The organism is Lentzea guizhouensis, assembly GCF_001701025.1.
Taxonomy (GTDB): domain Bacteria; phylum Actinomycetota; class Actinomycetes; order Mycobacteriales; family Pseudonocardiaceae; genus Lentzea; species Lentzea guizhouensis.
Genome location: NZ_CP016793.1, coordinates 6,384,077 through 6,409,045, shown reverse-complemented (window position 1 = coordinate 6,409,045; position 24,969 = coordinate 6,384,077). Strand labels below are relative to the sequence as shown.

Genomic DNA, 24,969 nt, shown 5'->3' with positions numbered 1-24,969 from the left:
TGCAGCGCCGAACAGCGGACCTTCCACCGCGTCGGCGCCCGGTACCACGTGATCCAGACGCAGTCGTACTCGTCCGACCAGCAGGCCGCGTTCCCGGCGAACGCGGACCTGGAGGCATCGAGCCAGAAGGTCAACGCCACCGTGGTCTCCAGCGGCCAGGTCAAGTGAGGAATCCAGTCATGAGAACAAAATTGAGACGCCTGCTGCAGGTGTCACTGGCCGCGGTCCTGGGGATCGCCGGTCTGCCCGTCCTGATGAGCGACGGCAACGTGGCCCAGGCCGTCGAGACCGCGATGTGCAAGCCGACCGCGAACGTGTTCGTGGGCATCGCGAACAGCAACGACTTCCGGTTGCGCAAGAACAGCGAGCCCGCCGCGGGCTACAACGTGTGGACGGCGGACAACGGCATCGGCTGGGGCTGGAACATCCGGTTCATGGCCGGTCCCGACGGCTACGTCTGGTTCATCGAGGACAACGCCCTGCGTCGGCACCGCTGGAACGACGAGGCGCAGACCTGGCACAACGGTGGCGTCAGCGAGGTCGTCCAGACCGGCTGGGGCGGCTGGGACCAGCCGAAGTTCCACTTCCGCGTCACGGTCGACACCAACAACTTCGTCTACAGCGTCGACATGAGCGGTGACCTCGCCGTGCACAAGTACGACCCGGTGACGAAGACGATGACCCGCACGGTGCTCGCCACCGGCTGGGACAAGTACGACCACGTCTTCGCGGCGGGCAACGGCGTGATCTACGCCCGTGACCCGAACGTGAACGGCGGCACCCTGTACCGCAACGTCTACAACCACACCACCAACACGTGGACGCAGCAGGACAAGTTCGTCGGTGTCGGCTGGAACATGTACAAGCAGATCACCTCGCCGGGTGCCGACATCCTGTACGGCATGCACGCCGGCGGCGAGACCTGGTGGTACCGCTACCTTCCCGAGCAGGACAAGTGGCAGAAGGGCGCCTACGGCAACGACCGGGAGCGCATCTCCACCTGGACCGACGCGGACGAGATCGCTCCGGCGATCGACTCGTGCAAGCTGGGCGACGTGGCGCCCGAAGTGGAGTGCAAGCCCACCGTCGACCTCTTCGGGTCCTTCGCGGACAACAACCTCTGGCGCCGCGAGCACATGGAGCCGGAGACCGGCATCACGAACTGGAACGCTCCTCAGAACATCGGGTTCGCCTGGAACGACAACCAGCGCTTCCTCGCCGGCGCCAACGGGTGGAAGTACACCATCCGGCACAGCGGCGAGGTGCACCGCACGCGCTGGAACGGCACCGGCTGGGACAACAACGGCGTCAGCGAGAAGATCGCCGAGGGCTGGGGCGGCTGGGCCGACCCCAACTACCACAACCGGATCACCGTCGACAGCAACAACCACTTCTACGCGGTGCTGGCGACCGGTCAGCTCGAGCACCTGGTCTACGACGAGGTCGCCAAGACGTGGACCAAGACCATCATCGACGACGGCTGGGGCAAGTACGACCAGGTGTTCGCCGCGGGTGACGGCGTCCTGTTCGCCCGTGACCGCAACGTGAACGACGGCGCGCTCTTCCGGTTCCACTACGACTGGAAGAACCGCCGCTGGATCCAGTACGCCGAGCAGCTGCCCGGCGCCGGCTGGAACATGCACAAGCAGATCCTGTCGCCCGGTGCTGACGTCATCTACGCCCTCTCGGGCTGGGACCTCTACTGGTACCGCTGGAACAACGCGACGAAGTCCTGGGCCAACAGCGCCGAGGACTCCGGCCGCGAGCACATCTACTGGTGGCAGAACGTCAACGAGTTCATGGTCGACGTCGACCAGTGCAAGCTGAAGGCTCCTGAGGTCGTCACGCCGCCGACCGGCGTGCCCGCGCCGCAGAACGAGCGTCCGCAGATGATCTACAACCCGACCCGCACCCAGTTCGAGGTCAGCTACGTCGACGACGCGGGCACGCTCTTCTGGGGTCACCAGACGGTTCCCGGCACCGAGAGCATGACGTTCCAGGGCCTGTCGAGCACCGGCTTCACCGGCCGGGCTTCGCTGGCTCAGCGCGACGACAAGAAGACCGTCGTGATGGGCTACGGCAGCAACGCCCAGGCGAAGGCCTACACCCAGAAGACGGCCGGCAACACGCAGTGGGATCCGCCCGCGGGTGTGAACGGTGCACTGTTCAGCGCACCGGTCCTGGTGCGGGGCAACGACAAGCTGCTCACGGCCTTCGCCGTCGACGGCAACAACAAGCTGTGGTACGCCACGCAGTTCACCGCAGACGGCGCATTCCGGTCCTGGCGCCAGGCCACCAACAACGGCACGTACAACATGACGGGCGACATGACCGTTGTGGCCGCGGGTAACGGTTTCGAGATCGCCTACCGCAACCCGCAGGGCGCGATCGCGGTGAAGCGGTTCGCCAACGGTGCCCTCCAGGCCGCCCGCACCGCTCCGGGTGTCACGGGTGCCGGCACTCCGGGCGCGGTCGTGTTCTCCGACGGCAAGGTGCAGCTCGCCGTCCGCGGCACCGACAACAAGGTGTACACGCAGAGGGAGGGTTCCTCCGGCTTCGCGGGCTGGACGGACATCAGCGGTGCGCTGGAGTTCACCGGCTCACCGGCGGTGCTGCTGAACAACTTCGGCATCGTCGAGATCGTCATCCGGGACACGTTCAACGACATCCACCGCACCGGTCAGACCTCGCCGGGCCGGAACACCTGGCGGGTGTGGGAGAACCTCCAGCACACCAGCCCGGTCGACCCCGCCTTCGCCGCGGGCAGCGGCACCGAACAGCGGATCTTCTACCGCATCGGCGCCCAGTACTACCTGATCCAGACGCAGTCGTACTCGTCCGACCAGCAGGCCGCGCTCCCGGCGAACGCGGACCTGGAGGCGTCGAGCACCGAGGTGACCCCCGAGGTCGTCACGGGCTCGGTCAAGTAGGTCAACCGGAGGAGGGGCCCCTTCGTCCACGCCAGGTGGGCGAAGGGGCCCTTCGCTTGCGGGCAGCAGGGGCCGGTGCCCGCACGGCGTGAGGCACCGGGAAGGTCATGTCCTTTGTGGAGGATGCCTGGACGACCCCGCCGTTGAGGGTTGCGCTGATCTCCAGGTCGTCCGGGTCGTCGACCTCGTCGAGCGTGACGAGCGCGGGTCCGGTGGGACCGGAGCCGGGGAACGACTTCCCATCCACCAGGTCTCCTGAGGGGAAGAACCCCTTGCTGTCACGCCTTCGCACGGACCCGTCTCGCCCGCTCAGCCGAGCAGGAACTCGCGGACCTGCTCGGCGACCGGCCGCGGTGCCGCCCAGAACGCGCCGTGGTCCTGTCCCGGCAGGGTCAGCACCGTGACCTTCGGCAGCAGCGCGGCCAGCGCCTCGGCACCCACGCGGAAGAACTCCTCGCTGTTGCCGCCGACAGCGACCGCGATCGGCACGTCGATCGACCAGCGGTCAGCGGGCAGCGGTGTGCCGTCCATGAGCCCCTGGAGGATTCGTCCCTCGTAGGCGTAGGTGTGGGCGTACCGGGCCATGTCGTCCCAGGACGGGTCCTGCTTCATCGGCTCGACGTACTCGGCGGGGACACGGATCATCTCGGTCATGACGTACTCGACGGCCTCGCTGCGCTTGCCCGCCGCGACCAGCTCTTCCACGTGGTCGACGTAGTCGGCGGGCGCCGGCGGCCGGGAGTCGTCGACGATGAACGGAGGCTCGTACAGGTAGAGCCCCGTCACCCGGTCCCCCAGCGCGCTCGCCGCGTCGAGCGTGATCCCGCAACCGCCGGAGCCGCTGGTCAACGCCGCGGCACCGCCCGCGATGCCGATCAGTGCGGCGATGTCCTCGATCTCCCGCGCCGGGTCGTAGGGCTGCGGGTCACCGCTGGCGCCGCGGCCCCGGCGGTCGAAGGTGACCACCGTGAAGTGCTCGGCCAGGGCCGCGGCCAGCCCGGCGACCCCGGTGTGGTCCTCGGCGACGTTGCTGATCACGATGATCGCCGGGCCCGAGCCCGCTTTCTCGTACGCGATCGTGGTGCCGTCCGCGGAGGTGATGGTCTGCACGTTCGTGTCTCCTAGGTCGTTTCGAGCAGGTTGTCGAGGCGGTCGAGGGCCTCGGCGTAGCCCTGGGCCATCTGCAGCTCGACCGCCTGCCGCAGCGCCTCGCCGTCGGGGAACCTCGCCGCGACCTCGACCCGGCAGCCGGCCTCGGTCGAGGTGAAGCTGACCTCGGTCGGAAACGACGCCGTGCCGTCGGGTTGCCAGGCCTCGTCGGCGAACGTGTCGTCGTAGGCCAGCTCGGCCTCGACGACGACCACCTTGTAGGTGGCGAGACCGCGGACCGGCGCGGCCGATCCGTCGACCGGCGCGATCTCGAACCGCCAGCGCCCACCCGGCCGGACGTCCATCTCGTACACGGTGGCGGCCCAGCCCCGCGGACCCCACCACTTCGCGATGGCCTCGGCGTCGGTCCACGCCCACCACGCACGGTCCACAGTGGCCGCGTAGGTGCGACTGATGTGGACGGTGTTGCGCGACCTGTCGATCACGATGCCGTCCCCGGACATGTCCTGGCTCCTCACTGTCCCGTCTCCTCGAGGAAGGAGCCGAGACGATCCATCCGTTCCGCCCACAGGCCGGCGAACCGCTGCGTCCAGTCGCTCAGCTCGCGCATGGACTCCGGGCGCAGCCGGTAGATCCGCTGCTGCGCCTGCTTCGTCGCCTCGACCACACCCGCTTCGGCCAGCAGCCGCAGGTGCCGCGACACCTGCGGCTGGCCCATGTCGAGCGCGTCGACGATGCCGCCGACCGACTGCGGGCCATCCCTGAGCAACTCGACGATCCGGAACCGGTTCGGCTCCGAAATCGCCGTCAACCGGCGCTGCACGGTGTCGACCATGGGCTTGAACATACACGTAGCCATATATACACACAAGTGTATCTACGGTGTCCGCAGCTCGAACCACAGCTGGTCATCGTCCCCCGGACACCAGTCACGATGACTGATTCGCCAGCGCCGAGCCCCGCCTAGCGTTTCGGGCATCACGCAACGGCCGACGGCCGCACGACGAGGAGACGACGATGACGAAGTACTTCCTGAGCCTGCCGCACGACTCCGCCGAGGAGCCGACGATGGAGAACATGGACCCCGCGGAGCTGCAGGAGGTCATCGCCGCGGTCGGGGCGTTCAACACCGCCCTCGTGGAGGCGGGCGCGTTCGTGACCGCCGGGGGCCTGCAGCCACCGTCGAGCGCGACCACCGTGGACTACTCCGGCGACAGCCCCGTGCTCACACCGGGCCCGTTCGCCGAGGCCGCCGAGTACCTCGGTGGCTTCTGGATCATCGAGGCCGAGAACGACGACGTCGCGATCGAGTGGACCAAGCAGGCCTCGAAGGCACTGCGGTCCAAGATCGAGGTGCGCGCCCTGCAGGAAGAGCCCGCAGCCTGACGGGCCGGCAGCGCGGCTTGTTCGCTGACGCGGTCGCAGAGGGCGGGCACAAGGTCGCGACGCTCGGCTCAGGTGCGGTCACACGACGAGCATTTCCCAGCCTTTGCGCGTCATCCGGTGCCGCACCTCCTTGCCCTGCCGGCGGGTGGCGATCAGCCCGGCACCGCGCAACGCCGCCGCCGACTGCGAAGCCGTGGCCGGGCTGACACCGAGACTGCGTGCCAGCTCCGTGGTCGTCAGCTCGTTCTCCAGCGCACGCAACGCTTTCGCGCGGGTGCGGCCGAGCACCTCGGTCAGCGGGTCCGCGTGCGCGCCCACTGCCTGGTCACGGGCCTGGGCCGGGTAGCGGAGCACCGGCTGGACGCCGGTGTCCATGATCAGCTGGAACGGCCCGACCACGCACTGCAGCAGCAGGCCGCAGCCCTGCAGCCGCACCTCCCGTGAGCCCGTCGCCCGCACCTCGAGCACCGGCGACCGCCAGCTGATCCTCGGGTGCAGTGAGTTCAGCGCCTCCGCCACGCCCAACGCCAGGTGTCTGCCGTTGAGCCCTCCTCCGCTGAACCGGGTTCTCGCCACGTCGTCCACCCCGAAGTGCAACCGCAGCACCGCTTCTCCCCCCGTTGAACGCCGCGTGCCAGGATTGCGCGGAGGACCTTGAAAGGATCTTGAAGAGGTGACTACGCGGTTCAACCTGCTCGGCGAACTGGAGATGCTCGTCGGCGACCGCGTGATCGAAGTGGGTCACGCGCGGAAACGCGCGGTGCTGGCAGCACTGCTGGTCGATGTGAACAAGACGGTGTCGACCGACCAGCTCGTCACACGCGTGTGGGGCGACCGCGGCAACCGTTCGACCCGCAACTCCCTGTTCACCTACGTGTCCCGGTTGCGACCTGTGCTCGCCGAGGGCGGCGTCGCCATCGAACGCCGCAGTGGCGGGTACGTGCTGGTCGCCGACCCGTTGACGATCGACGTGCACCTCTTCGCACACCTGGTCGGCACCGGTGCGCTGGGCGAGGCGCTCGCGTTGTGGCGAGGTGAGGCACTGCGTGGGATGGACAGCCCGTGGGCGGTCGAGGTGCGGGCGCGGCTGGACGCGGACCGCCTCACCGCGCAGCTCGACCACAACGACCAGCTGCTCGACGCCGGACGGCATCACGAGCTGGTCGCCGAGCTCAGGGCGATGACCGTCGCCCAACCGCTGGACGAACGGGTGGCACGGCAGTTCATGCTCGCGCTCTACCGGAACGGCCGGCAAGCCGAGGCGTTGGAACACTTCCAGCGGTTGCGCCGCACGCTCGCGGACGAACTGGGCGTCGACCCCGGTGCGGCCGTGCGGAAGCTGCACCAGCGGATGCTCGAGGCAGACCCGGCGTTGGTCCCCGGCACACGTGATGTGCCGCGGCAGCTGCCCGCCGAGCCACGCCTGTTCACCGGACGGGAACGCGAGCTCGGGCAGCTCGCCGACGGCCTCGGCACCGTCGTGGTGTCCGGGATCGGCGGTGGGGGTGGCATCGGCAAGACGTGGCTCGCGCTGCGCTGGGCCTACGAGCACCTGGACCGCTTTCCCGACGGTCAGCTGTACGTCGACCTGCGCGGGTTCGACCCCGTTGACCATCCGGTCACTCCGTCCACGGCGTTGAGCGGGTTCCTCTCCGCGCTCGGAGTCGCCGCCGCGGACCTGCCCTCGAGCGTCGACGCGCAGGCGGCGCTGTACCGCAGCCTGCTGGCGACGCGGCGGATGATGATCGTGCTCGACAACGCCGCGGACACCGCACAGGTCGAACCGCTGCTGGCCGGCAGCCCGTTGTGCGCAATGGTGGTGACGAGCCGGCGTCGGCTGACCAAGCTCGTGGTGGCGCACGGGGCGCACGTGATCGACCTGGACACCTTGAGCGACGCCGAGGCACACGACCTGATCGCGCGCAGGTTGCCCGCGGATCGGCTGGCCGCCGAGCCTGACGCAGTCGCCGAGGTGCTGCGCTGGTGCGGTGGTCTGCCGTTGGCGCTGAGCATCGTCGCGAGCCGGGCCGCGATGAGCCCGCGGCTACCGCTGGCCGTGCTGGCGGCGGAGTTGCGCGACGAGGCGGACCGGCTGGACGCGTTGGACGACACCGAGGCCGGCCTGAGGTCCGTCCTCGCGACCTCGTGCCGGGCACTGCCAGAAGATGCGCTGGAACTGTTCCGGCTGCTGGGCCTGGCCCCGAGCACCGAAATCAGCACGCAGGCGGTTGGCGCGCTCGCGGACATGCCGATCGACGCCCTGCCGCTGGACGTGCTGGTCGACGCCCACCTGCTCACCGAGGTGCACGCAGGCCGCTACCGGATGCACGACCTGGTGCGGTTGTACGCCCGCGAGGAGGCGAGCGGTCTGCCAAACGCCGACCAGGCAGCGCTGCGACTGGTCGACCACTACCTGTTCAGGGCGTACCGGGCCGAGCGTCTGCTCTACCCACAACGCCCCGACATCTCCTTGCCCGAGTCGGATGTCGTCGCCGAGGACCTCGTTGACGCAGGTGCCGCGATGGAGTGGTTGAAACAGGAACACCACTCGCTCCTCGCCACCATCCGGATGGCCGAGGAGCGCGGATGGCACGACCGCACGTGGAAGCTGACATGGACGCTCACCACGTACCACTTCCGGCGCGGTCTCACCCACGATGCCCTGGAGACGACTCAGACGGGACTGCGCGCCACCCAGGAGCTGGCCGAGCCTCAAGCCGAAGCGCTCGCACACCGCAGAGTCGCCGACGCACATGCCCGGCTCGGTGCACACGAGCTCGCACGGCGGCACCTCGAGCACTCGATCGACATCTCCCACCGCATCGGCGACGTGGCCGGTCAGGCGCAATGCCGTTACGTGCTCGGCGTGCTGTCGGAGCAGCAGGGCGACTTCGCCCAAGGGCTCACACACGCGCGGGCTGCGCTACAGCTGTACATGAAGCTGGATCGGACGATGTGGCTTGCTCAGGGCCATGCCGCGGTCGGCTGGTTCAGTGCGCGCACCGGCGACTACGAGCAGGCGAGGACCCACAGCTCCGCCGCCGTCGAGCTGTACCGCTCGATCGAGCACGTGGACGGTGAAGCGGCCTCTGTGGACAGTCTCGGCCTGGTGGCGTACGAGACCGGCGACTTCCACGAGGCGCTGGCACATTACGAGCGCGCCCGCGAGCTGTACCAGCGGATCAGTGGTGTGTACGTCGGGGCGGACATCCTGTCGCGGCTCGGCAGAACCCATGCGGCACTGGGAGATCGGGCTGCGGCCCGGCGGGTGTGGCAGGAGGCGCTGGAGATGTACGAGACGCAGAGTCGCGAGGGCAAGGCCGAGGAGATCCGGGCATTGCTGGCCGACCTGGGCTGAGCCTGGACGTGCCGGTGTCCCGGCACGTCCAGGCTCGACAGGTCAACCGGTCTGGTCCTTGACGTCGACCAGGCAGACGCGTCTGGTGAACGTCCTGTCCTCCCTCACTTGACCAATCTCACCTGCAGCGGGTGCAACTCTGCAAGGAGTCGACAAGATTGACAAAATCGGGATCGTCCCATTTTATGACATAACCGGTGTTCCATCCGACATTCATGTAACCACCTCCCAAGGAGGCCTTCCCTCCCACGCTGGCGCTGACCTGTCCGGTGAGACCGATCTTGCCGGTCTCGAGGTTCAGCTCGGATCCGGCTTTCCACGCGCCGCCCACTCCGAGGACGAGCTTGGGAGAGGCCTCTGCGGAGACGGTGAGACCGCCACCCACCTCATCGGCGGCATCGGAGTTGAACTTCACCACGGCATCAGCGCTGGCACCCACACCGGCTTCGACACCGGCCTTGGAACTCCAGCTGTACGCCATCCCCTCGAGGTCGAAGTGAACGCACACCTCAGTTCCGAGGGCGAGAAGGCCGCCCGCGGCGGCGGCGCCGCACACCGACACCGAGCCGGTCTCGCCGAGCCAGTCGTGCAGCGAGGAAAACTGAACGCCGTCCGGCAGGAACCGCTTCACGTTCTTGCCGATCTCGTCCGCGTTCTTCTTGGCGCGCTCGTTCAGCAACCGCTGATACGCCCGCGCGGCGGCGGCCCGGTCCGTCCGAACGTCGTCATCAACCTTGCGGATCTTCCTCGGGTGACAGACGTCGCCGAACGGCCCGCAGTCCGTGTACGTCCGGTTCTGCTGCTTCTTCTTCGCGGCGTGATAGGGCCTAAGTGAGTCAAGGATCCGTTGGGAGTCGGCGTGCCTGCCTTTCGACCGCATCTTCAACGCGAGCATTTCCCGTTCCTCGTCGAACGGCATCTTGCCGGTCGGGTCGCTGAACGTGGCCGGGTTGTTGTAGGAGTAGGAATAGGAGTCGAGGTGGTGGGGGTTCGAGCCGTCGAGCACCGGGTCGACGGTGATGAACTTGCCGGTGTTCGAGTCGTAGTCGCGCACCCCGAGCCGGGTCAGCCCGGTGCCCGACGTCCCCGTGCCACCGACGAAACCGCGTTCCCCCGGCCACTGCTCGGGCGTGGTGCCGCGCGCGATGCCGAACGGGTCGAACCGGCGCTTGACCGCCTGCAGCGTGGTCGCGTTGATCGACACGGTGCTGGTGCCCTGGCTGTCCGCGGGCAGGTAGCTGACACCCGCGGCGGTCCTGGCACCGACGACCTGGCTGCCGTGCAGGTAGTACCTGGTGCCCTTGAGGGTCTTGGACGCCGTGTCGTAGCGCAGCTCGCCGCCCGGCAGGTACAGCGTCGTGCCGTTCGGCTGTTTCGCGAGCAACCTGTCGTTGAGCGGGGAGTTCACGAACGACGTGGTGGCTCCTGAGACCGTGACCGAGGCGAGCTGCCCCTCGGCGTCCCAGGTGTACTGCTGGTCGCCGGTGCTGCTGGGCCGTTCGACCGTGTTGCCGGTCCTGTCGTAGGAGTACTCACCGGCCGCACTCGACTTCCGCATCTGACCGGAGACCGCCACGGTCTTCGGCGCGTGCGGCTGGGCCTCGCCCGCTTGCGGGTAGGTCAGCGTCGTGGTCGTGTCGCCGGTGGCGTCACCGCGCTGCGTGTGCGATGTGCGCCGGCCGAGCAGGTCGTGCCGGTACGTGTTCCAGTACGGCGCGGCGCCACCGATGGAACCACCTGTCACAGCGCAGTTCCCAGTACTGGTCCACGCGTCGGTCAGCTGCCGCAACCCGTCGTAGCCGAAGCACTGCCGGTCGAGCGCCTGACCCGCGGCCTGGTTGTCGACCTGCTTGACGTTGCCGGCGGGGTCGTAGTGGTAGCTGGTCTGGTCGACGGCGAGCGAGCCGATCAGTTCGCGTTGCACGATCGAGGTTTCCGGCCTGCGCGTGCCCTCCTGGTAGAAGACCGTCTGCCAGGCGCGCTTGCCCTTGGGGCCCAGCTCCAGCTGTGTCATCTCGTTCAGCGCCGTGTAGCTCGTCGCGCTGACGTAGGTCTGAGCACCAGAGGTGGCGTGCGGCAGGCCCAGGTCGTTGTACTCGTAGACGATCGTCTCAGCGGGTAGGTCGCCGAGCTTGGGCAGGAGCACCGACGCGACGCTGCCGTCGGGGAGGTAGGTCGTCGTCGTCTTGTGCGTACCCTGCACACCGGTTTCACCGGCCGGGATGGTGATCTCGGTGTCGACCGGCCGGTCCGCGGCGTCGAAGCTCGTGGTCGCCGTGGTGTAGGCGCGGCCGCTCACGTGGCGAGTGCTCGCCGTCAACTGTCCTCTGCGGACGGAGTCGTAGGTCCAGGTGGCGAGCTTCTCGCCGGTCGCCGAGTCCTTGCGCAGCTCGGTACGACGGCCGAGCACGTCGTAGACGTTCACCAGCACCTGGCCGCGCGCATCGGTCGCGCTGATCACCTGGCCGGCCGCGTCGTAGGTCATCGTGCCGGCGCCCTTGTCCGGGTCCTTGGACTCCACCAGGTTTCCGGCCGCGTCGTACTTCGAGACCCACTCGTTGCCCGCGGCGTCGACGAGCTTCTCGAGCTCACCGGCCTTGGTGTAGGCACGGCGGGTCGTGCGGGTCTCCGGCGCTCCTGTGCTGGCGCACCTCGGTGACCTGGCCGCGGGCATCGGTGAACGTCGTGGTCGGCGTGCCGCCCGCGGGCGGGGTCACCACCGTGTGGTCGCCGTGGTGCGCCGTGGTGGTCTTCCACTGAGCTTGGCCGAGCTTCTCGTAAACCTCCTCGACCGCGCGCTCGGCACCATCGTGCACCGTGATCGTCTGCGTGGGGATCTGCGCGTCCTCGGGAGCGAACAGCACGGTGCCGGGTGCGGAGTCGCTGTTGTAGTAGCCGGCGTTCTTCACCGCTGCCAGGCCGCGCGTGTCGTAGAGGACGTCGGTCAGCGCACGGCCACCCTGCGGACTCGGTTGCTGGGTCTGCCGCGAACGCAGGAATCCATCGTACAGCTCGTATCCGGACACGTAGTTGCCGTTGGCCTTCAACGTCTGCGTGTTGACCCAGGTCGCGCCGTCGTTGCGGATGCCGTAGGCGAACCGCACGCTGGGCCCGTCGCCGCGTGCCTTGGACCGGCCGGGGGTCCACGTGTCCGTGATGCGGCCGAGCGGGTCGAACTTGACGTCGGTGCGTGCACCGCTGGCGCTCACCACGGTGGTCGGCTGGTTCCACGCGTTGTCCATCGTCTTGACGACGGTGTGGCCGATCGGGTTGGTCTCGGTGACCGTCGCCGGCAACCCGGTGTCCGGCGCGTAGGTGGTCGCCGTCCTGCGGTCCAGCGCGTCGAACACCTCCCGCACACGGCCGTACCCGTCGTACGTGGTGCGGGTCGTCGTGCGGTGCTTTGCCGTGCCGTTGTGCGATTCGAGCGACTCGACCTCGGTCAGGTTGCCTGCGGCGTCGTAGTGGTTGATGACGTCCGAGATCGCGTCGCGCGGGAATGACGGCGTGCCACCGCAGGCGACACCGATCGTCGAGACCTGTCCCGGCAGGTCCAGCAGCCACTTGGCCGTGTCGCGTTTGTAGGTCGTGGTGGTGCACTGGTCGTCGTTCGGGTTGTCCACGTCACCGCGGTCGTTCACCTTGGCCGGCATGCCGTGGTCGTCGAAGGTCGTGGTCTTCTCCGTGCGGCGCGGGGTGCTGTCCTTGCGGGTCGTCCGGGTGGTGGTGGACTCGGTGTCGACCATGAACGACCTGAGGTTGCCCGCCGTGCCGGTGTGCTTGCTCCACGGCTTGTGGACCGCGGCGTTCATCTCGGTGCCTCCCTTGCCGTTGAGCACGATCTCTTCCCGTTGGAAGCCCCGGAGCTGCGGGTCGTCGTTGATGCCGTCGACCTGGACGGACTTGGTGCCGCCCGCCTTGGTCTTGTCGCCGTGCATGCCGCGGAAGTAGCGGTGCACGGTTTCGGACTGGATCGGCGAGCCCGTGTTCGTCGGGTCACCGTTGAGGACGCTGACCTTCGCGAAGCCGCGCCAGTCGTTCCAGGTCCGGTGCTCCTCCTTGGTGAACGGATCGTCCCGGTACGCCCACGCGCCGCCGCCGTCGTAGGCGTAGTGCGTGAACTGGGTCGGCGCTCCACCAACGCGGTCGACCAGGCCGACCGAGGCGGTCACGTACTTGTGGTACCAGTCGTCGAACGGGCCCTGCTTCTCCGGCGTCCAGCGCACCGGGTAGCACAGCGCGGAGTTGTTGTCCGGTACCGGGAACTGGCCCGCCTTGCAGCTGACCGCCTGGTAGTTGACGTCGATCAGCCCACCGGTCTCGGTGTTGATCGCGTGGATGCGGTGCTTGTTGCCCGGCGGCAGGCCGTCCGGTGCGCTGTTGACCCGGTTGGCCCTGGCCTCGGGGTCGGGCACGAAGGTGACGGCCGGCGTCTTGGCCTCACCACCGGACAGTCCGGTGTGCACGATGCTGTTCAGCCACATCGCCGGGCTCGTACCGTCGCCCGGCGCCGGAAAGGTGTGGTCGAACTCCCACTTCTCGACGTCCCTGTGCTCGGTGCCGGCCAGCACCCGTGTGGTCACCTTGGCCAGGCGCTTGGTGGTCCAGAACGTGGGGGCGTACAGGTCACCGCACGTCGCCGCCGTGCAGTCGCGGTCCCACGGCACGTCCGGCCACGACTGCGGGGTCTTCTGCTCGCAGTTCGAGCCGGGGGCGCACCGGTCGTCCGAGGTGAACTCGACCTGGACCGGCGCCTTGCCCGCGACACCTTCACGGGTGCCGTACTCGACGAAGCGAAGCTCGCTCGCACGGTCGTAGACGTCCGTGGCCTTGCCCGCGTTGCGGGCGTACTTGTTCGTCTGCTTCTCGTAGGTGTAGATCATCGTGTTGCCGTGGGCGTCCACGACGTAGTCGAGGTTCCACCGGTATGGCTGCGCGCAGAAAGAACCGGTGAAGTCACCCTCCTTGAAGCACGGCTCGCCCTTGTGGTTACCCGCCACCGGGACGCTGAGCACCGAGTTCGTGGCTCCGCGGCCGGGAACCTCGTGCCTGCCGAAGAAGTACTGGGTGCCGTCCGTCGTCGTCAGCCGCCAGGCGGAGCCGACCTTGTCGATCTTGCTGCCGTCGTCGTCCTTGAGGCGCCACGAGTCTTCGGCCACCTCGACCAGCTCACCGGACCGGCCGCCGAGCGAGATGGAGACGTTGTCGTTGAACCAGCACAGGTCCGCGGTCTTGGTGTCGCCGTTGTTGCCTCCGAGGTCGTCCGCGCAGCCCTTGAACCGCCGCTCGACCGATCCGGCCGACAGGTTCCAGCCCTCGCCGAGCGACGACGTCTGGTTGTTCGTGGTGGCGACGCGGCCGTCGACCGAACCGGAGTTGTAGCCCACGCTCAGCTCAGGCGCGAGCCCGCCGGGAGCCTCCGGTGTGCGCAGGGGGTACTGCCAGCTGAACGCGCCGGTCTGCGCGCTCACCTTCCACTCGCCCGATGGCGACAGGGAGGTCGCCTTGTAGTCGCCGGCGGGGCCTTCCGGCGCGGCGGCGAGCGCGAAGGTGCCGCCCTGTGCGCTCGCGGGCACCTCGCCGGTCAGCCTGCCGCGGGCCACGTCGTTGCGGACCGGGCCCGTTGACGCGCCGTCGCCACCGACGATGCGCAGCCGCGACGCCCAGTCGCCGCCGTAAGCGTGCCGGAACTTGCTGTAGTCGATGGTGACCGCGACCTTGCCGGTGGTCTTCGCGGCGTCGGTGCTGCTGAGCCTGAACAGCAACCTGTTCTGGTCGCGGCCGAGGACGTCGAGCTTGACCTTGGCCGGGCTCGCGGCGTCGACGCCGGCCACCGAGATCGGCAGCGCACCGACCTGCGCGGTCTGGGCGGTGTGGGCGGCTTGGGCGGTTTGGGCGGCGGCGAGCGACACCTCACCTCCACCGGCGGAGGGCCACACCACGTCGGGTGTGCCGCGCTGCTCGGCGATGCTGCTCGTGGCCGGTGGTGTGACCTCGACGGCTTTGCCGGGAACGGACTTGAGCTTCTGCGGGTCGTGCGGCCTGATCTCCTGGGCCAGGGCGGCCTGAGTCGGCGTGGACAGGGTGACGGCCATGATCGCGCTCGTCAAAAGCGCGCCAGTCCGCCATGAGTTCCTGCGTCTCATGGTGTTCCGTTCTCGTTCAGAGGCGGGTGATGACATGCCCGAGGCGTTGGTCGAGCGTCTGGCCCTCGCAGCCGGGATCCACCGTGTCGAACAGCTCACCGGTACCGGTGACTTTGCAGCGCAACAGTTCTGTGCTGTCCACACCGGACGGCCTGGCGGTGTGGACCGTGCCGATCCAGCCGATGACCTGCTTGCTCTCGCAGTCGGCTGCCACCGAGCTGAACGTGTCCGTGCCGTGCTGGCAGGCGAACAAAGGCCGGGTACCCGCCGTGCCGACGGTTCCGACGAGGCCGAGGCTGTGTTCGGCCCGGTACGTACCGGGCACTTCTCTTGCGGCGGTGCGGTGCTCACCACGGCCGTTCGTCTCGTGGTGGCGCACCAGGTGTGCGTACGCGCGGGCGTAGCCGAGCTTGAACTCGACCGTCTGGCCCTCACACTTGTCGTTGCCGGACAGGAAGTGCTCGCCGTTCGCGGTGCAGCGGTAGATCGCGACGGACGGCACGCCCGCGGGCGGGTTCTGGTGGATCAAGCCGAGCTCACCGACGACGGTCTGGCCCTCACAGGCGGCGTCCTTCGAGGTGAACTCGTCCTTGCCGAGCCGGCACGAGTACAGCATCTGGGCGTCGGCGGCGTCCGCCGGAGCCGGGAAGCCGAGCGGGTGCTCGAAGTGGTATCCGCGCGGGGCGGCGCCGAGCGTGGTCGTGTGCTCGCCGTCGTGGCCGATCCAGCGGCTGAACTGGCCCTGGTACACGGACTTCGGAGGACTCGCCGGGGTGCGGGCGTCCGCCTTGACCTGATCGCCCGTTCGCACACCGGTGTGGACCTGGACCTGGTCGACGGTGCCTTGCCAGAACTGCGCGTTGGCGCCGTTCGTCTTGGACCGGCCGATGACGAGGCCACCGGTCACAGGGGTGAGTGCGTGGTTCGGTGGGATCGGTGTGCTGGCGACCAGCACGCTGTTGACGTACAGCCGGACCTCGCGCTCGGCGAGGTCGAAGACGCCGGTCAGCCGGACCCACTCGCCGGGCTGCGCCTGGTCGGCCGAGTCGGCGGTGAGGTAGACCGGATCCGCGCTGTCGGCCGGTGACACCGCGAACGACCACTTCTTCGTGTCGCCCCGGTAGCGCAGGGCGAGCCCGGACGACTTCGGACCGTCCTGGCTGATGATCGTGCGCGAGGAGCCCGCCGCCGACTCCTCGAGCCGGGCGTGCGCGCTGATGGTGAACGAACCATCGGTGCGCACAGCTTCCGTGCCGGTGTCCAGGAATCCGGTGCTGCCGTTGAGCGCGACTGCACCGTTGCCCACCGACGCCATGTCGGTGAACGACGCGCCACCGCGGAGCGTCGCGTTGCGCAGGTTGCCGGAGACGTCGGCGCCGCTCGAGTCTTCGAACCGCCAGAAGCCTTCGTCGGTGGTCGGCGCGGTGGCGAGTTCACCGATTTCCTGCTGGCCGAGCTGGCGGTCGTACAGGCGCACCTCGTCCACCGCACCGACGAAGTGGTCAACGGGCTTGCCCTGGTACCGGCCGCGACCGAGTTGCGTTGCGCCAGTGGCGTTCCACGGCGTCGTGTGCACCGCCGTCTGGTTCTGTGCGACACCGTCGACGTGCAGGGTGAGCTTGCCGGTGCCTCGTTCGTACGTGCCGACGAGGTGTGTCCAGCGGTGCAGCACAGCGGGTGCGTTCGAGGCGGCGATCCGGCGTTCGACATCGCCGTCCGCCGCGGGGACCATGAAGTTCCACTTGTTGTCGTACGGGTTGAGCTGCAGGTAGAAGCCGCTCATCTGGTTGCCGTCCTGGCTCACCATCGTGCGCCAGGCGCCTCCGTGCAGCTCGGGCCGCACCCACGCGGCGACGCTGAAGGTCTGGTCGGTGCGCACGGTCGGACCACCGGTCTGCACGAATCCCTGACCGCCGAACCGGAGCGCGTCGTCGTGGCGCCCCTGAACCCAGTACGCGCCACCTGATCCGTCCGCACCTGTGACGGTGCCGTGGTTGTTGCGCCCTGAGCCGTCCGGTGCGTCGCTGGCCTGGTAGCGGCCGTTGAGCTGCCAGATGCCCAGAGCGGGAGTGCCGCTCGCGACCAGGAACGAGTAGACGCTGCTGTCCGAGACGTTGCCGGCCTTGTCGACGCTCTTGACGTGCAGGTGGTGCCACGTGTCGGACGGCGGCGTCACGAGCGCGACCGCGACACCGTTCGCATCGGCCGCGACGTACTGGTCCGGGTGGTCGTGCAGGTCGTACTTGTACCCGGCGACGTCGTTGACCCCGTTGGGCTGCAGTGTGAACCCGCCGGTGCGGCCGGTGCCGCCGCCGATGTCGTTGCGCGGGTAGTCGTTGGAACTGATCACCGGTGGCTTGTCCGGGCGGGTCTGGTCGACCGTGGCGTCACACCACGGCGTCCACTCACTGCGGTCGAGGCCGTCGTACGCGCGCGCCCGCCAGGCGATCGTGTCGCCGTCCTGGTAGGCGTTGGCGGGCAACGTGGTGCCGAACTGAGTGCCGGAGGTCTGAGGTGGAGTGGTGGTGCCGCCCTTCTTCGCGCCGTTGCGGACGTACCACTCGAACTCGGTCTGCACGCCGCCGCCGTCGGGGTCACTGGAGGTGGCCTTGACGACCGGGCTGGCGGTGGAGATGTGCGGATGTGCCGGGAACACACCACAAGGCTTGCCGTGGACGGTCGGGGCCGTGGGCACGTTCGGAACGCTGTTGTACTTGACGATCAACGACACGTTGATGTCGAACTTCTTCCACGCGTACGTGTCGGCCTCGTTCACCGCGTTGAGCATCACGGTCGTGGTCGGCGTCTTGGTGTTCACCGAGTTGGTCACGGCGCCGTGGGCGTTGAACCCGAGAGACTTCGCCGGACAGGCCGTGCTGTACCCGGCCGCCACGTTGTGCCGGCCGAGCTCTTGGCCGATCCAGGGCTGGTTCTGCCAGGTCGTGCCGGCGTGGATCGCACCGGTCTCGTTCAGCCGCACCTCTCGGGCCTCGCAGGACGGCGACCAAATCTCCAGTGCGTTGAACTCGGCGGAAATGATCCGCTTGCCGAACAGCGCCGTGACGTCGAACTGGAAGTAGCTGCGCACCTTGACAACCGGATGGTCCCAGGTCGTGTACCCGACCTTGCCGATCTGCTCCTGGTCGTTCGCACCGTTCCAGTAGCTCGTCGTCGGGTACTGCTCGAACACCTTGGTCCACGCCGACCGGCCCGCGTGGAAGTCGGGGTCGATCTCCACCGGGTAGCGCGTTGCCGGATCCTCGAGGAAACCCTTGTCGGGCTTGATGGTGAGCCGGTCACCGCCGAGCTCCAGCCCGGCCACCGCCCGCCGCTGTGCCGGTTGGGTGTCCCACATCGACGGCGGCGCCGCGCGGAAGACCTCCTCGCCGGCGTTGTCGACGGCGACGACGCTGCGATCCGGCCTCTGCCCGACTCGCACGCCGCTGCCGCCGAGACCGAACGCCACCTGGTCCACGGCGGCGTCGCGGTGCTTCACCACGAGCACCTGCGAGTAACCCTGAGGCAGCGCGCGCATCTTCAGGTCGATGCCGGGCAGCACCTCCGGGTACAACGCCGTGTCTCCGTGCAGCTCCGGTTTCGGCAAGGCTTTGGGCCAGGTCAGTTCAACGTGCTTGTCCCGGTCCGCGAGCCGGACCAGCGGTGTGGTGCCCCCGGCGGAGAACGTGAGCGGCACAGCGCTCGCGGCGGGCGTGACCGTGCCGTCCGCGGTGAACTTCAACGTCGTGTCGACTCCGACCCAGTTGCCGTTCACCTGCGCCCGCACCGGAATCGCGTGTTGCTCGAGCGTGCGCGAGCCGTCCGGGTTCGCGAACACCCTCGTGGTCGGAGTCGTCGCGATCTCCACAGGTGCGGTCGGTGGTGTCTCAGCCGCCGCGGGCGGTGCCGGTGGCATCGGCACCACCGCCGCCGTCATGAACACGGCCGCCAACGCGGCCGGAAAACGTCTGCCCATCAGGAACTCTCCCCAGTGTGGTCCTGCGGGTCGACGATGGAGCAGTGATCGATCAGCCGACAATCAATTCGGACATGCCCGAACCGACCTCGCGTTCCAAGGCAGGCCGGTGGCGGGAGCAGGTCACGTAGTTCTGAACAGCCGGTCCAGATGCACGTCGATCGCGGCGAGCGCGTCCTCGGGCTCGACCACGTCGAGTTCGATCAGGGAGGTGAAGCCGGTGAGGGCGAGGAGCAGGTTGGTCTCGATCGCCGGGTCGCGGCTGGAGTCGACGTGCCCGTCGGCGATCGCCTGGCGGACCACCTGCTCGACGAGGGCCCGCCCGTGGACGAGGCCGCGGCGCGCCTGCTCGTGCACGGCCTCGTCGTGCAGCGCCTCCAGGACGTAGGCGGCGCTCATCCGGCTGGTCGCGCGGGCGTCGGCATGCAGGGGGAGCATTTCCGCGAGCGTCAGTCGCAGCACGTCACGGGGGTGCGGACGGTCACCGAGCTTTCCGAGGCCCTCTTGTACGCGCAGCGAGGTCTGCTCGGACGCGAAATCCACGGCGAAGGAGAGCATGGCGGTCCGGGAGGCGAAGTAGTGCTGCAGCTGCCCGAGTGACATGCCCGCTTCCTGCGCCACCGCGCGCATCGTCAGCTGTGTGACGCCGCGCTGCTCCACCACCCGCCACAGTGCGCGGGCGATCGCTTCGCGCCGTCCGCGGTGATCCACCTGTTTCGGCATCGCCGGCGTCTCCCCCTACCCGGAACTGTTCCAATACGGTTGACATAATACACCTGACCCATAACAGTGGAGTCCACTCGGGGGAAAGGAATCGTCATGTCCGAACAGCCGAAGGTGCGGACCACGGAAGGCTTGGTGCAGGGGCGCTGGCGCCACGGGCACGCGGTGTTCCGCGGCATTCCCTACGCCCAGCCCCCGGTGGGAGCGCTCCGCTTCGCCGCGCCCGCGCCGCCGCACCGCTGGGAGGGGACGAGGCAGGCGGTCGAGTTCGGCCCCGTGGTGCCGCTGTCCCTGCCGGTCGACGTGGCCCCGCAGGGCACCGACTGGCTGACGCTCGACGTCGGCACCCCGGATCCCGGTGCGGCGGGACTGCCGGTGCTGGTGTGGATTCCCGTGGGCGGCTACCTCTCGGCGGTGTCGAGCGACCCGATGTACGACCCGGCAGCGCTGACCGCAGCGGGAGTTGTCGTGGTGACCATCAACTGCCGGGTGGGCGCGGAAGGATTTGCGTTCCTCGACGACGTGCCGCCCAACCGCGGGTTCCTCGACCAGATCGCGGCGCTGGAGTGGGTGAACCGCAACATCGCCGCCTTCGGAGGCGACCCCGGCCGGGTCACCGTGGGCGGGATTTCCGCCGGGGCGGGCTCCGTCGCCGCCCTGCTGACGATGAAGTCCGCGCGCGGCCTGTTCCAGCGGGCCATCGCCCATTCGGTGCCGGGGCTGCACAGCACCCCCGCGCTGGCACGGCAGGTCACCGCCACGTTCGCGGACCGCCTCGGCGCGGCCCCCACCGCAGAAGCCCTGCGCGACATCGACCCGTGGCACCTGGCCGCCGAGCTCACCTCCTTCAACGCCGACCTCCACGCGCACCGGGAAAGGTGGGGACGCCTCACGGAGACCGGCACCGCGCTGTGCCCCGTCGTCGACGGCGAGGTCCTTCCGGAAACACCTTGGACCGCGCTGACAGGCGAGCGCGCGAGCGGGACCGAACTGCTCGTCGGCCACACCCGGAACGAGTTCCGGTACTTCAGCGTCATGAGCGGCCGGTACGGCACCTTCACCGAGGCGGACGCCCACGCAGCCCTGGAACTGCTCGCCCCGCAACCGGACGGCGCGCGCGCCTACCGTGCCGCGTTCCCGCAGGCAGGCCCGGAGGAACTGGTGGAGACGGTCTACTCCGACGCCCTCTTCCGCATGCCGTCACAGCAGCTGGCCGAGGCGAACGCCGCAGCCGGCGGCACCTCGTACCTGTTCGAACTGTGCTGGGCCGCCCCGGCCCTCGGCGGCATCCTGGGCGCCTGCCACAGCCTCGACCTGCCCCTCGCGTTCGGCACGCTGGACAGCCCCGTCGGCACCCAGCTCATCGGCGAGAAGCCCACTCCCGAGGCCGTCGCGCTCTCCCGCGAACTCCAGGAAGCATGGGTCCGCTTCGTCACCACCGGCGACGCGGGCTGGTCCCCTCACCGGCCCGGCGACCACCTCACCCGCGTCCTGGACACCGAGTCGAAGACGCTGCCCTACCCCGAACAGGCGTCCCGCCACATCTGGGAAGGCCACTTCCCCTCGCCCTTCGACCTTCCGTGATCGTCCGGGTGGGCTCCACGACTTGCGCCGGGCACAGGTCCGCAACGGGTTGTTGACTTTCGCCTCGTCCTGCTGCCCTGTCTCCTCGACGTGGACGGCCCCAACGTGCCCAACTGGGCCTGGGGCGGTTACCTGGCCCCGCTGGAACTCTCCGGCGGCGAGGTCCCCCTGGACGACCCTGGTTCTTCTGCACCATCCGGGCTGCCGCCAGTCCGTCCGAGCTCCGGCCTCGCCCCGCATTGACACCACCGGCGGGTCGAGGCCGGCAACCGGCCACACTCGCGGACGAACCGCGCCACCAGCGCGACCTCGTCGCCTTGCGGGTGGCGCACCTGCTGGAGATCGAGAGCGGATTCCGCGGCGGTGACGCGACGTGCCGCCGGGAGCCCCATCCCAAAAGCATGACGAGAAGCTCATCGAACTGATCACGGCGGCGAGCTGAACCACCTCCTGCGGCACAGATGCACTCCCGACGGCACGTACCTGCACATCGGCCATCAGCCGCGCGGATTGGATCAGCTGTGGCGGGGTACAAGAGCCTTACCGTGCACGCGTGCGTTACGCGCGGTAGGCCACCTCGCGTGGCCGGCCGGAACCGGTGCGGGCTGTTGAACACTTCCAGCACCCGCACCGGTTCGGTTCACCCCCGGAGTGGCTCGGCCGCCGGAGCCGGTGCGCCGTATCATTCGCTGCGAGCGTTGAGCATCCAGCGCCGTGAACTCGTTCCCGGCGGAAGGTGACGCGGCATGGACGACCTGACCACCCTGGCCGGCCAGGACGCCTCGCGGCCCGCGGACGTCGACCGGCAGGACCCGGTGGAGCGCCTGGACGAGGCGACCGCCGCGCTGGCGATGCTGCGCGACGGGTTCTCCGCCGAGGAGCCCCTCGACGAGGTCCTGCAGCGGCTCGCCGAAACGGCGACGCGAGCGATCCAGGACGCCGACGCCGTCACCATCACCGTCAGACCCGAGCAGCCGCGCACCGCCGCCGCCAGCGACACCGCGCTCATCGAGATCGACGAGAAGCAGTACGGCGCCAACCGCGGTCCCTGCCTGGAAGCCGCCCGCACCCTGCAGGCCGTCCGCGCGGTCGTCGGCCAGAACGAGGACACCTGGCCGGAGTTCGAAGCCTCCGCGGACCAGCACGGCGTCCGCGCCTACCTGTCCGTGCCCGTCGTGCTCCCCGCCGCGCAGCACAACGACGCCGAGCACGCCGGATCGCTCAACATCTACAGCTACACCGCCGGCGTTCGACCCGTTCGACGAGAGCGTCATGCGGCTGTTCACCACCGCCGCCAGCGCCGCGATCGCCAACGCCCACCGCTGGCAGCGGGCCAGGGACCACATCAAACACCTCGAAGCCGCGCTGCTCTCCCGAGGCGCGATCGACCAGGCCAAGGGCGTTCTCATGGCCGTGCACACCTGCACCGCAGACGACGCCTTCGCCATGCTCGTGCAACGCTCCCAGCAGGAGAACGTGAAACTGCGCGACATCGCGAAGAACCTGCTCGACGAGGTCACCAGGCGCTGAACACGGGCCTGGTCGCGGACGACGTCCGACCACAGGTGATCTCGGCCCACACCGTCTTGCCGCCGCTGCCGTGGATGACGCCCCAGTCGTCGGCCAGCCGGCTGACGACGATCAGCCCTCCTCCCCGGCTCGCGCCGAGGCAGGATCCATCGAGGCAGGATCGACCGAGTCCGGGCGGCTCAGGTGAGGGGTCGTCCACCTCGACGCGCACTGAGAAGGGCGTCGCCGACCGGCGCAACCGCAGCCGCCAGGGACCGCGACCGTGGTCGACGGCGTTGCTCACGAGCTCGTTGACCACCAGTAAGACTGCATCGAGCCCGTCTTCGGCGACACCGGCAAGGGTGTCGCGAGTCCAACGGCGCACCGCGGCAAGCGCGTGCACGTCGTTGCCCAGGTCGAGTGAACTCAGACCCGGTTCGTCGCATGACTCACTGATGGGGTGTGCGTGCTCCACGTCCATGTATTCGGCCACGGTCGCGTGGCGGTTCGATCACACCAGCCCGCCGTCACCCAGGTGATCGGCGACCTCACCATCGGAGACCACGCCGGGCGAGCCCGGCTTCAACCCGCGTACGTACTGCAGCACATCCGCCACGGTCCGCGGATCCGGTGAACACGGCGGGTGCTGCCCGCTCGCCGCCGCGACGATGACGGCGGCGATGTCGAACACCTTGACGTTGACGCGCTGCGACACCGTGCGCAACACGGTGAACGCCTCATCCGCCGAACACGCGCGCAGCAGCATCAGCATGCCCTTGGCCTGCTCGATCACCGGCTGCCGGTCAAGCGCTTCCCGCAACTGCTCGACCTCGCGAGCAGGATCGATCGACTTGTCGTAGGTAGGCACAGTTCTGATTTATCGGATCAGCACTGATGATGCACAACGAGCGCGCGGGCGGCGCACCGAGGCCGAACCGGATCAGTCGCGGTCAGCCAGGTGGATCCCCAGATCGGTGCGGCCGGGCATCAGGTCGTCCCGCAGTGCGCGCGTGGCCGCGTAGTCGCCGTCGCGCAGGCGCCGGAACCGTCGCGGGCGTTCGTCAGCGAGGCCGCCGACCCGGCTCACCAGGCGCTCGACCTCCCGTTCGACCGCTTCAGGACCGAGCGAGTCGGCGTCGTGGACCACGTGCAGGTCCAGTGTCTCGATCCCGACGTACCAGAGAACGCCGTGCGTGATCGGGAAGAGCAGGGAGTCGAGGTCGCCGCTGATCCCGCGGGGGCCGATGGAGCGCTCGTCCTCGCCGGCGGTGACCACGACCAGCGCCTTGCGCCCGACCAGCCCGCCATCGCCGTACCGGCGGGGCACGCCGAGCTCGGCGTCGAGGTCGCCGTAGGCGAACCCGCTCGTGAGCACCCGGTCGAACCACCCCTTCAGGATCGCCGGCGGCCCGTACCACCACAGCGGGAACTGCAGCACGAGCAGCTCGGCCGCCGCGAGCTTGGCCTGCTCCTCACGGACGTCGACGGGCAGCTGGCCGCTCGCATAGGCCTCACCGGCCAACTCGGCGATGTTGCCGGGGCGTTCCCCCAGATCTCCCAAATCGCGCTTAGACAGCACGGGATCGAAGCCCTGGGCGTAGAGGTCCGACACCGCCACCTCGTACCGCTGCGACAGCGCCTTCGACCCGGCTTGCAGGAGGCGGTCGTTGAGCGAATCACGGCGCGGGTGCGCGTACACCCACAAAGCGGTGTTCGGCTTGGGCGGATGAACGATGGTCATACGTGCATTTCAAGCCATGAACAGCGGCGCGCAGAATAGGCGAACGTTCGACGTTCATGCGCGCGCGTCCACAACCCGGTGTGGCCACACGTGGCCGTGGGTCAGGATGCGGCCGACGGGAGGTCCATGATGCCGGTGGCTTGCGACCAGACACAACGCCACGTGCCGCCGGCATTGGTGTAGACGTCGGTGTGCCAGGCCTCGTGCCGCGGGATGTCCGCGCCGTCGACGGTGAGCTCGATGACGCACCGGTAGCGCAGGACGACGACGTCGGTGCCGACGACGGCGTCCACGTCGCCGACCAGCCGCAGTTCCCGGTAGGCGACCCGCCCGGTGGTGAGGAGATCCAGGTATTCGGCCTTGGTCCACACGGCGCCGGTCGGGTTGCACAACCGGTACTCCGCGGCGTGCAAGCGGTCGTAAGTGCTGCGATCCACCTCAAGGAGACAGCGGATCCGATCCTGCTCAGCCTTGATCACTTGGCTGGCCACGTCGTCGGTCATACCCGC

Annotated in this window: 18 protein-coding genes and 1 pseudogene; 6 read left to right on the top strand and 13 right to left on the bottom strand. The window is 68.8% G+C overall.

Annotation, left to right across the window (positions count from 1 at the left end; translation table 11 throughout):
* Nucleotides 1-179: 179 nt before the first annotated feature.
* Complete coding sequence (locus BBK82_RS31335) at nt 180-2,930, top strand: tachylectin-related carbohydrate-binding protein (protein ID WP_083268278.1); 2,751 nt, start codon at nt 180-182, stop codon at nt 2,928-2,930.
* Between the two features lies 1 nt (nt 2,931).
* On the opposite strand, the gene BBK82_RS51865 is transcribed toward BBK82_RS31335, so the two are convergent.
* The 4 genes from BBK82_RS51865 to BBK82_RS31320 form a co-directional block, all read right to left on the bottom strand.
* Nucleotides 2,932-3,177 (bottom strand): fumarylacetoacetate hydrolase family protein, encoded by a 246-nt coding sequence (locus BBK82_RS51865; RefSeq protein ID WP_170067839.1) that lies wholly within the window; start codon nt 3,175-3,177, stop codon nt 2,932-2,934.
* A gap of 62 nt (nt 3,178-3,239) precedes the next feature.
* Complete coding sequence (locus BBK82_RS31330) at nt 3,240-4,040, bottom strand: alpha/beta fold hydrolase (protein ID WP_065918213.1); 801 nt, start codon at nt 4,038-4,040, stop codon at nt 3,240-3,242.
* 11 nt (nt 4,041-4,051) lie between these two features.
* Nucleotides 4,052-4,558, bottom strand: coding sequence for an SRPBCC family protein (locus tag BBK82_RS31325; RefSeq protein WP_170067995.1), 507 nt, complete (start codon nt 4,556-4,558; stop codon nt 4,052-4,054).
* The gene (locus BBK82_RS31320) at nt 4,555-4,875 is read right to left on the bottom strand and encodes an ArsR/SmtB family transcription factor (protein WP_065918211.1); all 321 of its coding nucleotides are present in this window, start codon (nt 4,873-4,875) and stop codon (nt 4,555-4,557) included. Before BBK82_RS31320 ends, BBK82_RS31325 begins: the two co-directional genes overlap by 4 nt.
* A gap of 182 nt (nt 4,876-5,057) precedes the next feature.
* On the opposite strand from BBK82_RS31320, the gene BBK82_RS31315 reads away from it, so the two are divergent.
* Nucleotides 5,058-5,426, top strand: a complete 369-nt coding sequence (locus BBK82_RS31315) for a YciI family protein (protein WP_065918210.1) — start codon at nt 5,058-5,060, stop codon at nt 5,424-5,426.
* A 78-nt stretch (nt 5,427-5,504) separates the two neighbouring features.
* On the opposite strand, the gene BBK82_RS31310 is transcribed toward BBK82_RS31315, so the two are convergent.
* Entirely contained in the window at nt 5,505-6,032 is a 528-nt protein-coding gene (locus tag BBK82_RS31310; RefSeq protein WP_065918209.1) for an ArsR/SmtB family transcription factor, read from the bottom strand.
* A gap of 67 nt (nt 6,033-6,099) precedes the next feature.
* Here BBK82_RS31310 and BBK82_RS31305 point away from each other — a divergent pair, with 67 nt between their 5' ends.
* Nucleotides 6,100-8,784: an AfsR/SARP family transcriptional regulator gene (locus tag BBK82_RS31305; protein ID WP_218920385.1), complete on the top strand. Its 2,685-nt coding sequence runs from the start codon at nt 6,100-6,102 to the stop codon at nt 8,782-8,784.
* A 118-nt stretch (nt 8,785-8,902) separates the two neighbouring features.
* On the opposite strand, the gene BBK82_RS31300 is transcribed toward BBK82_RS31305, so the two are convergent.
* From BBK82_RS31300 to BBK82_RS31285, 4 genes are all read right to left on the bottom strand, one after another.
* Nucleotides 8,903-11,458, bottom strand: coding sequence for an RHS repeat domain-containing protein (locus tag BBK82_RS31300; RefSeq protein WP_065918208.1), 2,556 nt, complete (start codon nt 11,456-11,458; stop codon nt 8,903-8,905).
* The gene (locus BBK82_RS31295; protein ID WP_154697603.1) at nt 11,373-14,879 is read right to left on the bottom strand and encodes a hypothetical protein; all 3,507 of its coding nucleotides are present in this window, start codon (nt 14,877-14,879) and stop codon (nt 11,373-11,375) included. Before BBK82_RS31295 ends, BBK82_RS31300 begins: the two co-directional genes overlap by 86 nt.
* A 67-nt stretch (nt 14,880-14,946) precedes the next feature.
* Nucleotides 14,947-18,903: a LamG-like jellyroll fold domain-containing protein gene (locus BBK82_RS31290; protein WP_065918206.1), complete on the bottom strand. Its 3,957-nt coding sequence runs from the start codon at nt 18,901-18,903 to the stop codon at nt 14,947-14,949.
* Nucleotides 18,904-19,026: 123 nt separating this feature from the next.
* A complete protein-coding gene (locus BBK82_RS31285) occupies nt 19,027-19,626 on the bottom strand; it encodes a TetR/AcrR family transcriptional regulator (protein WP_065918205.1) in 600 nt (199 codons plus the stop codon).
* 96 nt (nt 19,627-19,722) lie between these two features.
* Between BBK82_RS31285 and BBK82_RS31280 the strand changes: the two genes are divergently transcribed.
* The 3 genes and pseudogenes from BBK82_RS31280 to BBK82_RS54610 all read left to right on the top strand — a co-directional run bounded on the left by BBK82_RS31280 (nt 19,723) and on the right by BBK82_RS54610 (nt 22,740).
* On the top strand, nt 19,723-21,210 hold the full coding sequence (locus BBK82_RS31280) for a carboxylesterase/lipase family protein (RefSeq protein ID WP_065918204.1): 1,488 nt from the start codon (nt 19,723-19,725) through the stop codon (nt 21,208-21,210).
* Between the two features lie 746 nt (nt 21,211-21,956).
* Nucleotides 21,957-22,328, top strand: a pseudogene (locus tag BBK82_RS56400) (transcriptional regulator); the annotation flags it as partial.
* Between the two features lie 154 nt (nt 22,329-22,482).
* Entirely contained in the window at nt 22,483-22,740 is a 258-nt protein-coding gene (locus BBK82_RS54610) for an ANTAR domain-containing protein (RefSeq protein WP_237047672.1), read from the top strand.
* Here the strand turns inward: BBK82_RS54610 and BBK82_RS31270 are convergent.
* The 4 genes from BBK82_RS31270 to BBK82_RS31255 all read right to left on the bottom strand — a co-directional run bounded on the left by BBK82_RS31270 (nt 22,727) and on the right by BBK82_RS31255 (nt 24,963).
* Nucleotides 22,727-23,212 (bottom strand): ATP-binding protein, encoded by a 486-nt coding sequence (locus BBK82_RS31270; protein WP_237047671.1) that lies wholly within the window; start codon nt 23,210-23,212, stop codon nt 22,727-22,729. The two genes, BBK82_RS54610 and BBK82_RS31270, sit on opposite strands and share 14 nt — an antisense overlap.
* Nucleotides 23,213-23,230: 18 nt before the next feature.
* Nucleotides 23,231-23,587, bottom strand: a complete 357-nt coding sequence (locus BBK82_RS31265) for an ANTAR domain-containing protein (RefSeq protein ID WP_083268277.1) — start codon at nt 23,585-23,587, stop codon at nt 23,231-23,233.
* A 72-nt stretch (nt 23,588-23,659) separates the two neighbouring features.
* A complete protein-coding gene (locus tag BBK82_RS31260) occupies nt 23,660-24,460 on the bottom strand; it encodes an NAD(P)H-dependent oxidoreductase (protein WP_065918202.1) in 801 nt (266 codons plus the stop codon).
* A 101-nt stretch (nt 24,461-24,561) separates the two neighbouring features.
* The gene (locus tag BBK82_RS31255) at nt 24,562-24,963 is read right to left on the bottom strand and encodes a nuclear transport factor 2 family protein (protein ID WP_065918201.1); all 402 of its coding nucleotides are present in this window, start codon (nt 24,961-24,963) and stop codon (nt 24,562-24,564) included.
* Between the last annotated feature and the right edge of the window lie 6 nt (nt 24,964-24,969).

Excerpts from the sequence above, each read along its gene's own strand:
- BBK82_RS31335 (WP_083268278.1), top strand. The coding sequence starts at position 180 with ATGAGAACAAAATTGAGACGCCTGCTGCAGGTGTCACTGGCCGCGGTC.
- BBK82_RS31320 (WP_065918211.1), bottom strand. The coding sequence starts at position 4,875 with ATGGTCGACACCGTGCAGCGCCGGTTGACGGCGATTTCGGAGCCGAAC.
- BBK82_RS31315 (WP_065918210.1), top strand. The coding sequence starts at position 5,058 with ATGACGAAGTACTTCCTGAGCCTGCCGCACGACTCCGCCGAGGAGCCG.
- BBK82_RS31300 (WP_065918208.1), bottom strand. The coding sequence starts at position 11,458 with ATGCCCGCGGCCAGGTCACCGAGGTGCGCCAGCACAGGAGCGCCGGAG.
- BBK82_RS31295 (WP_154697603.1), bottom strand. The coding sequence starts at position 14,879 with ATGGCCGTCACCCTGTCCACGCCGACTCAGGCCGCCCTGGCCCAGGAG.
- BBK82_RS31290 (WP_065918206.1), bottom strand. The coding sequence starts at position 18,903 with ATGGGCAGACGTTTTCCGGCCGCGTTGGCGGCCGTGTTCATGACGGCG.
- BBK82_RS31285 (WP_065918205.1), bottom strand. The coding sequence starts at position 19,626 with ATGCCGAAACAGGTGGATCACCGCGGACGGCGCGAAGCGATCGCCCGC.
- BBK82_RS31280 (WP_065918204.1), top strand. The coding sequence starts at position 19,723 with ATGTCCGAACAGCCGAAGGTGCGGACCACGGAAGGCTTGGTGCAGGGG.
- BBK82_RS54610 (WP_237047672.1), top strand. The coding sequence starts at position 22,483 with ATGCGGCTGTTCACCACCGCCGCCAGCGCCGCGATCGCCAACGCCCAC.
- BBK82_RS31260 (WP_065918202.1), bottom strand. The coding sequence starts at position 24,460 with ATGACCATCGTTCATCCGCCCAAGCCGAACACCGCTTTGTGGGTGTAC.
- BBK82_RS31255 (WP_065918201.1), bottom strand. The coding sequence starts at position 24,963 with ATGACCGACGACGTGGCCAGCCAAGTGATCAAGGCTGAGCAGGATCGG.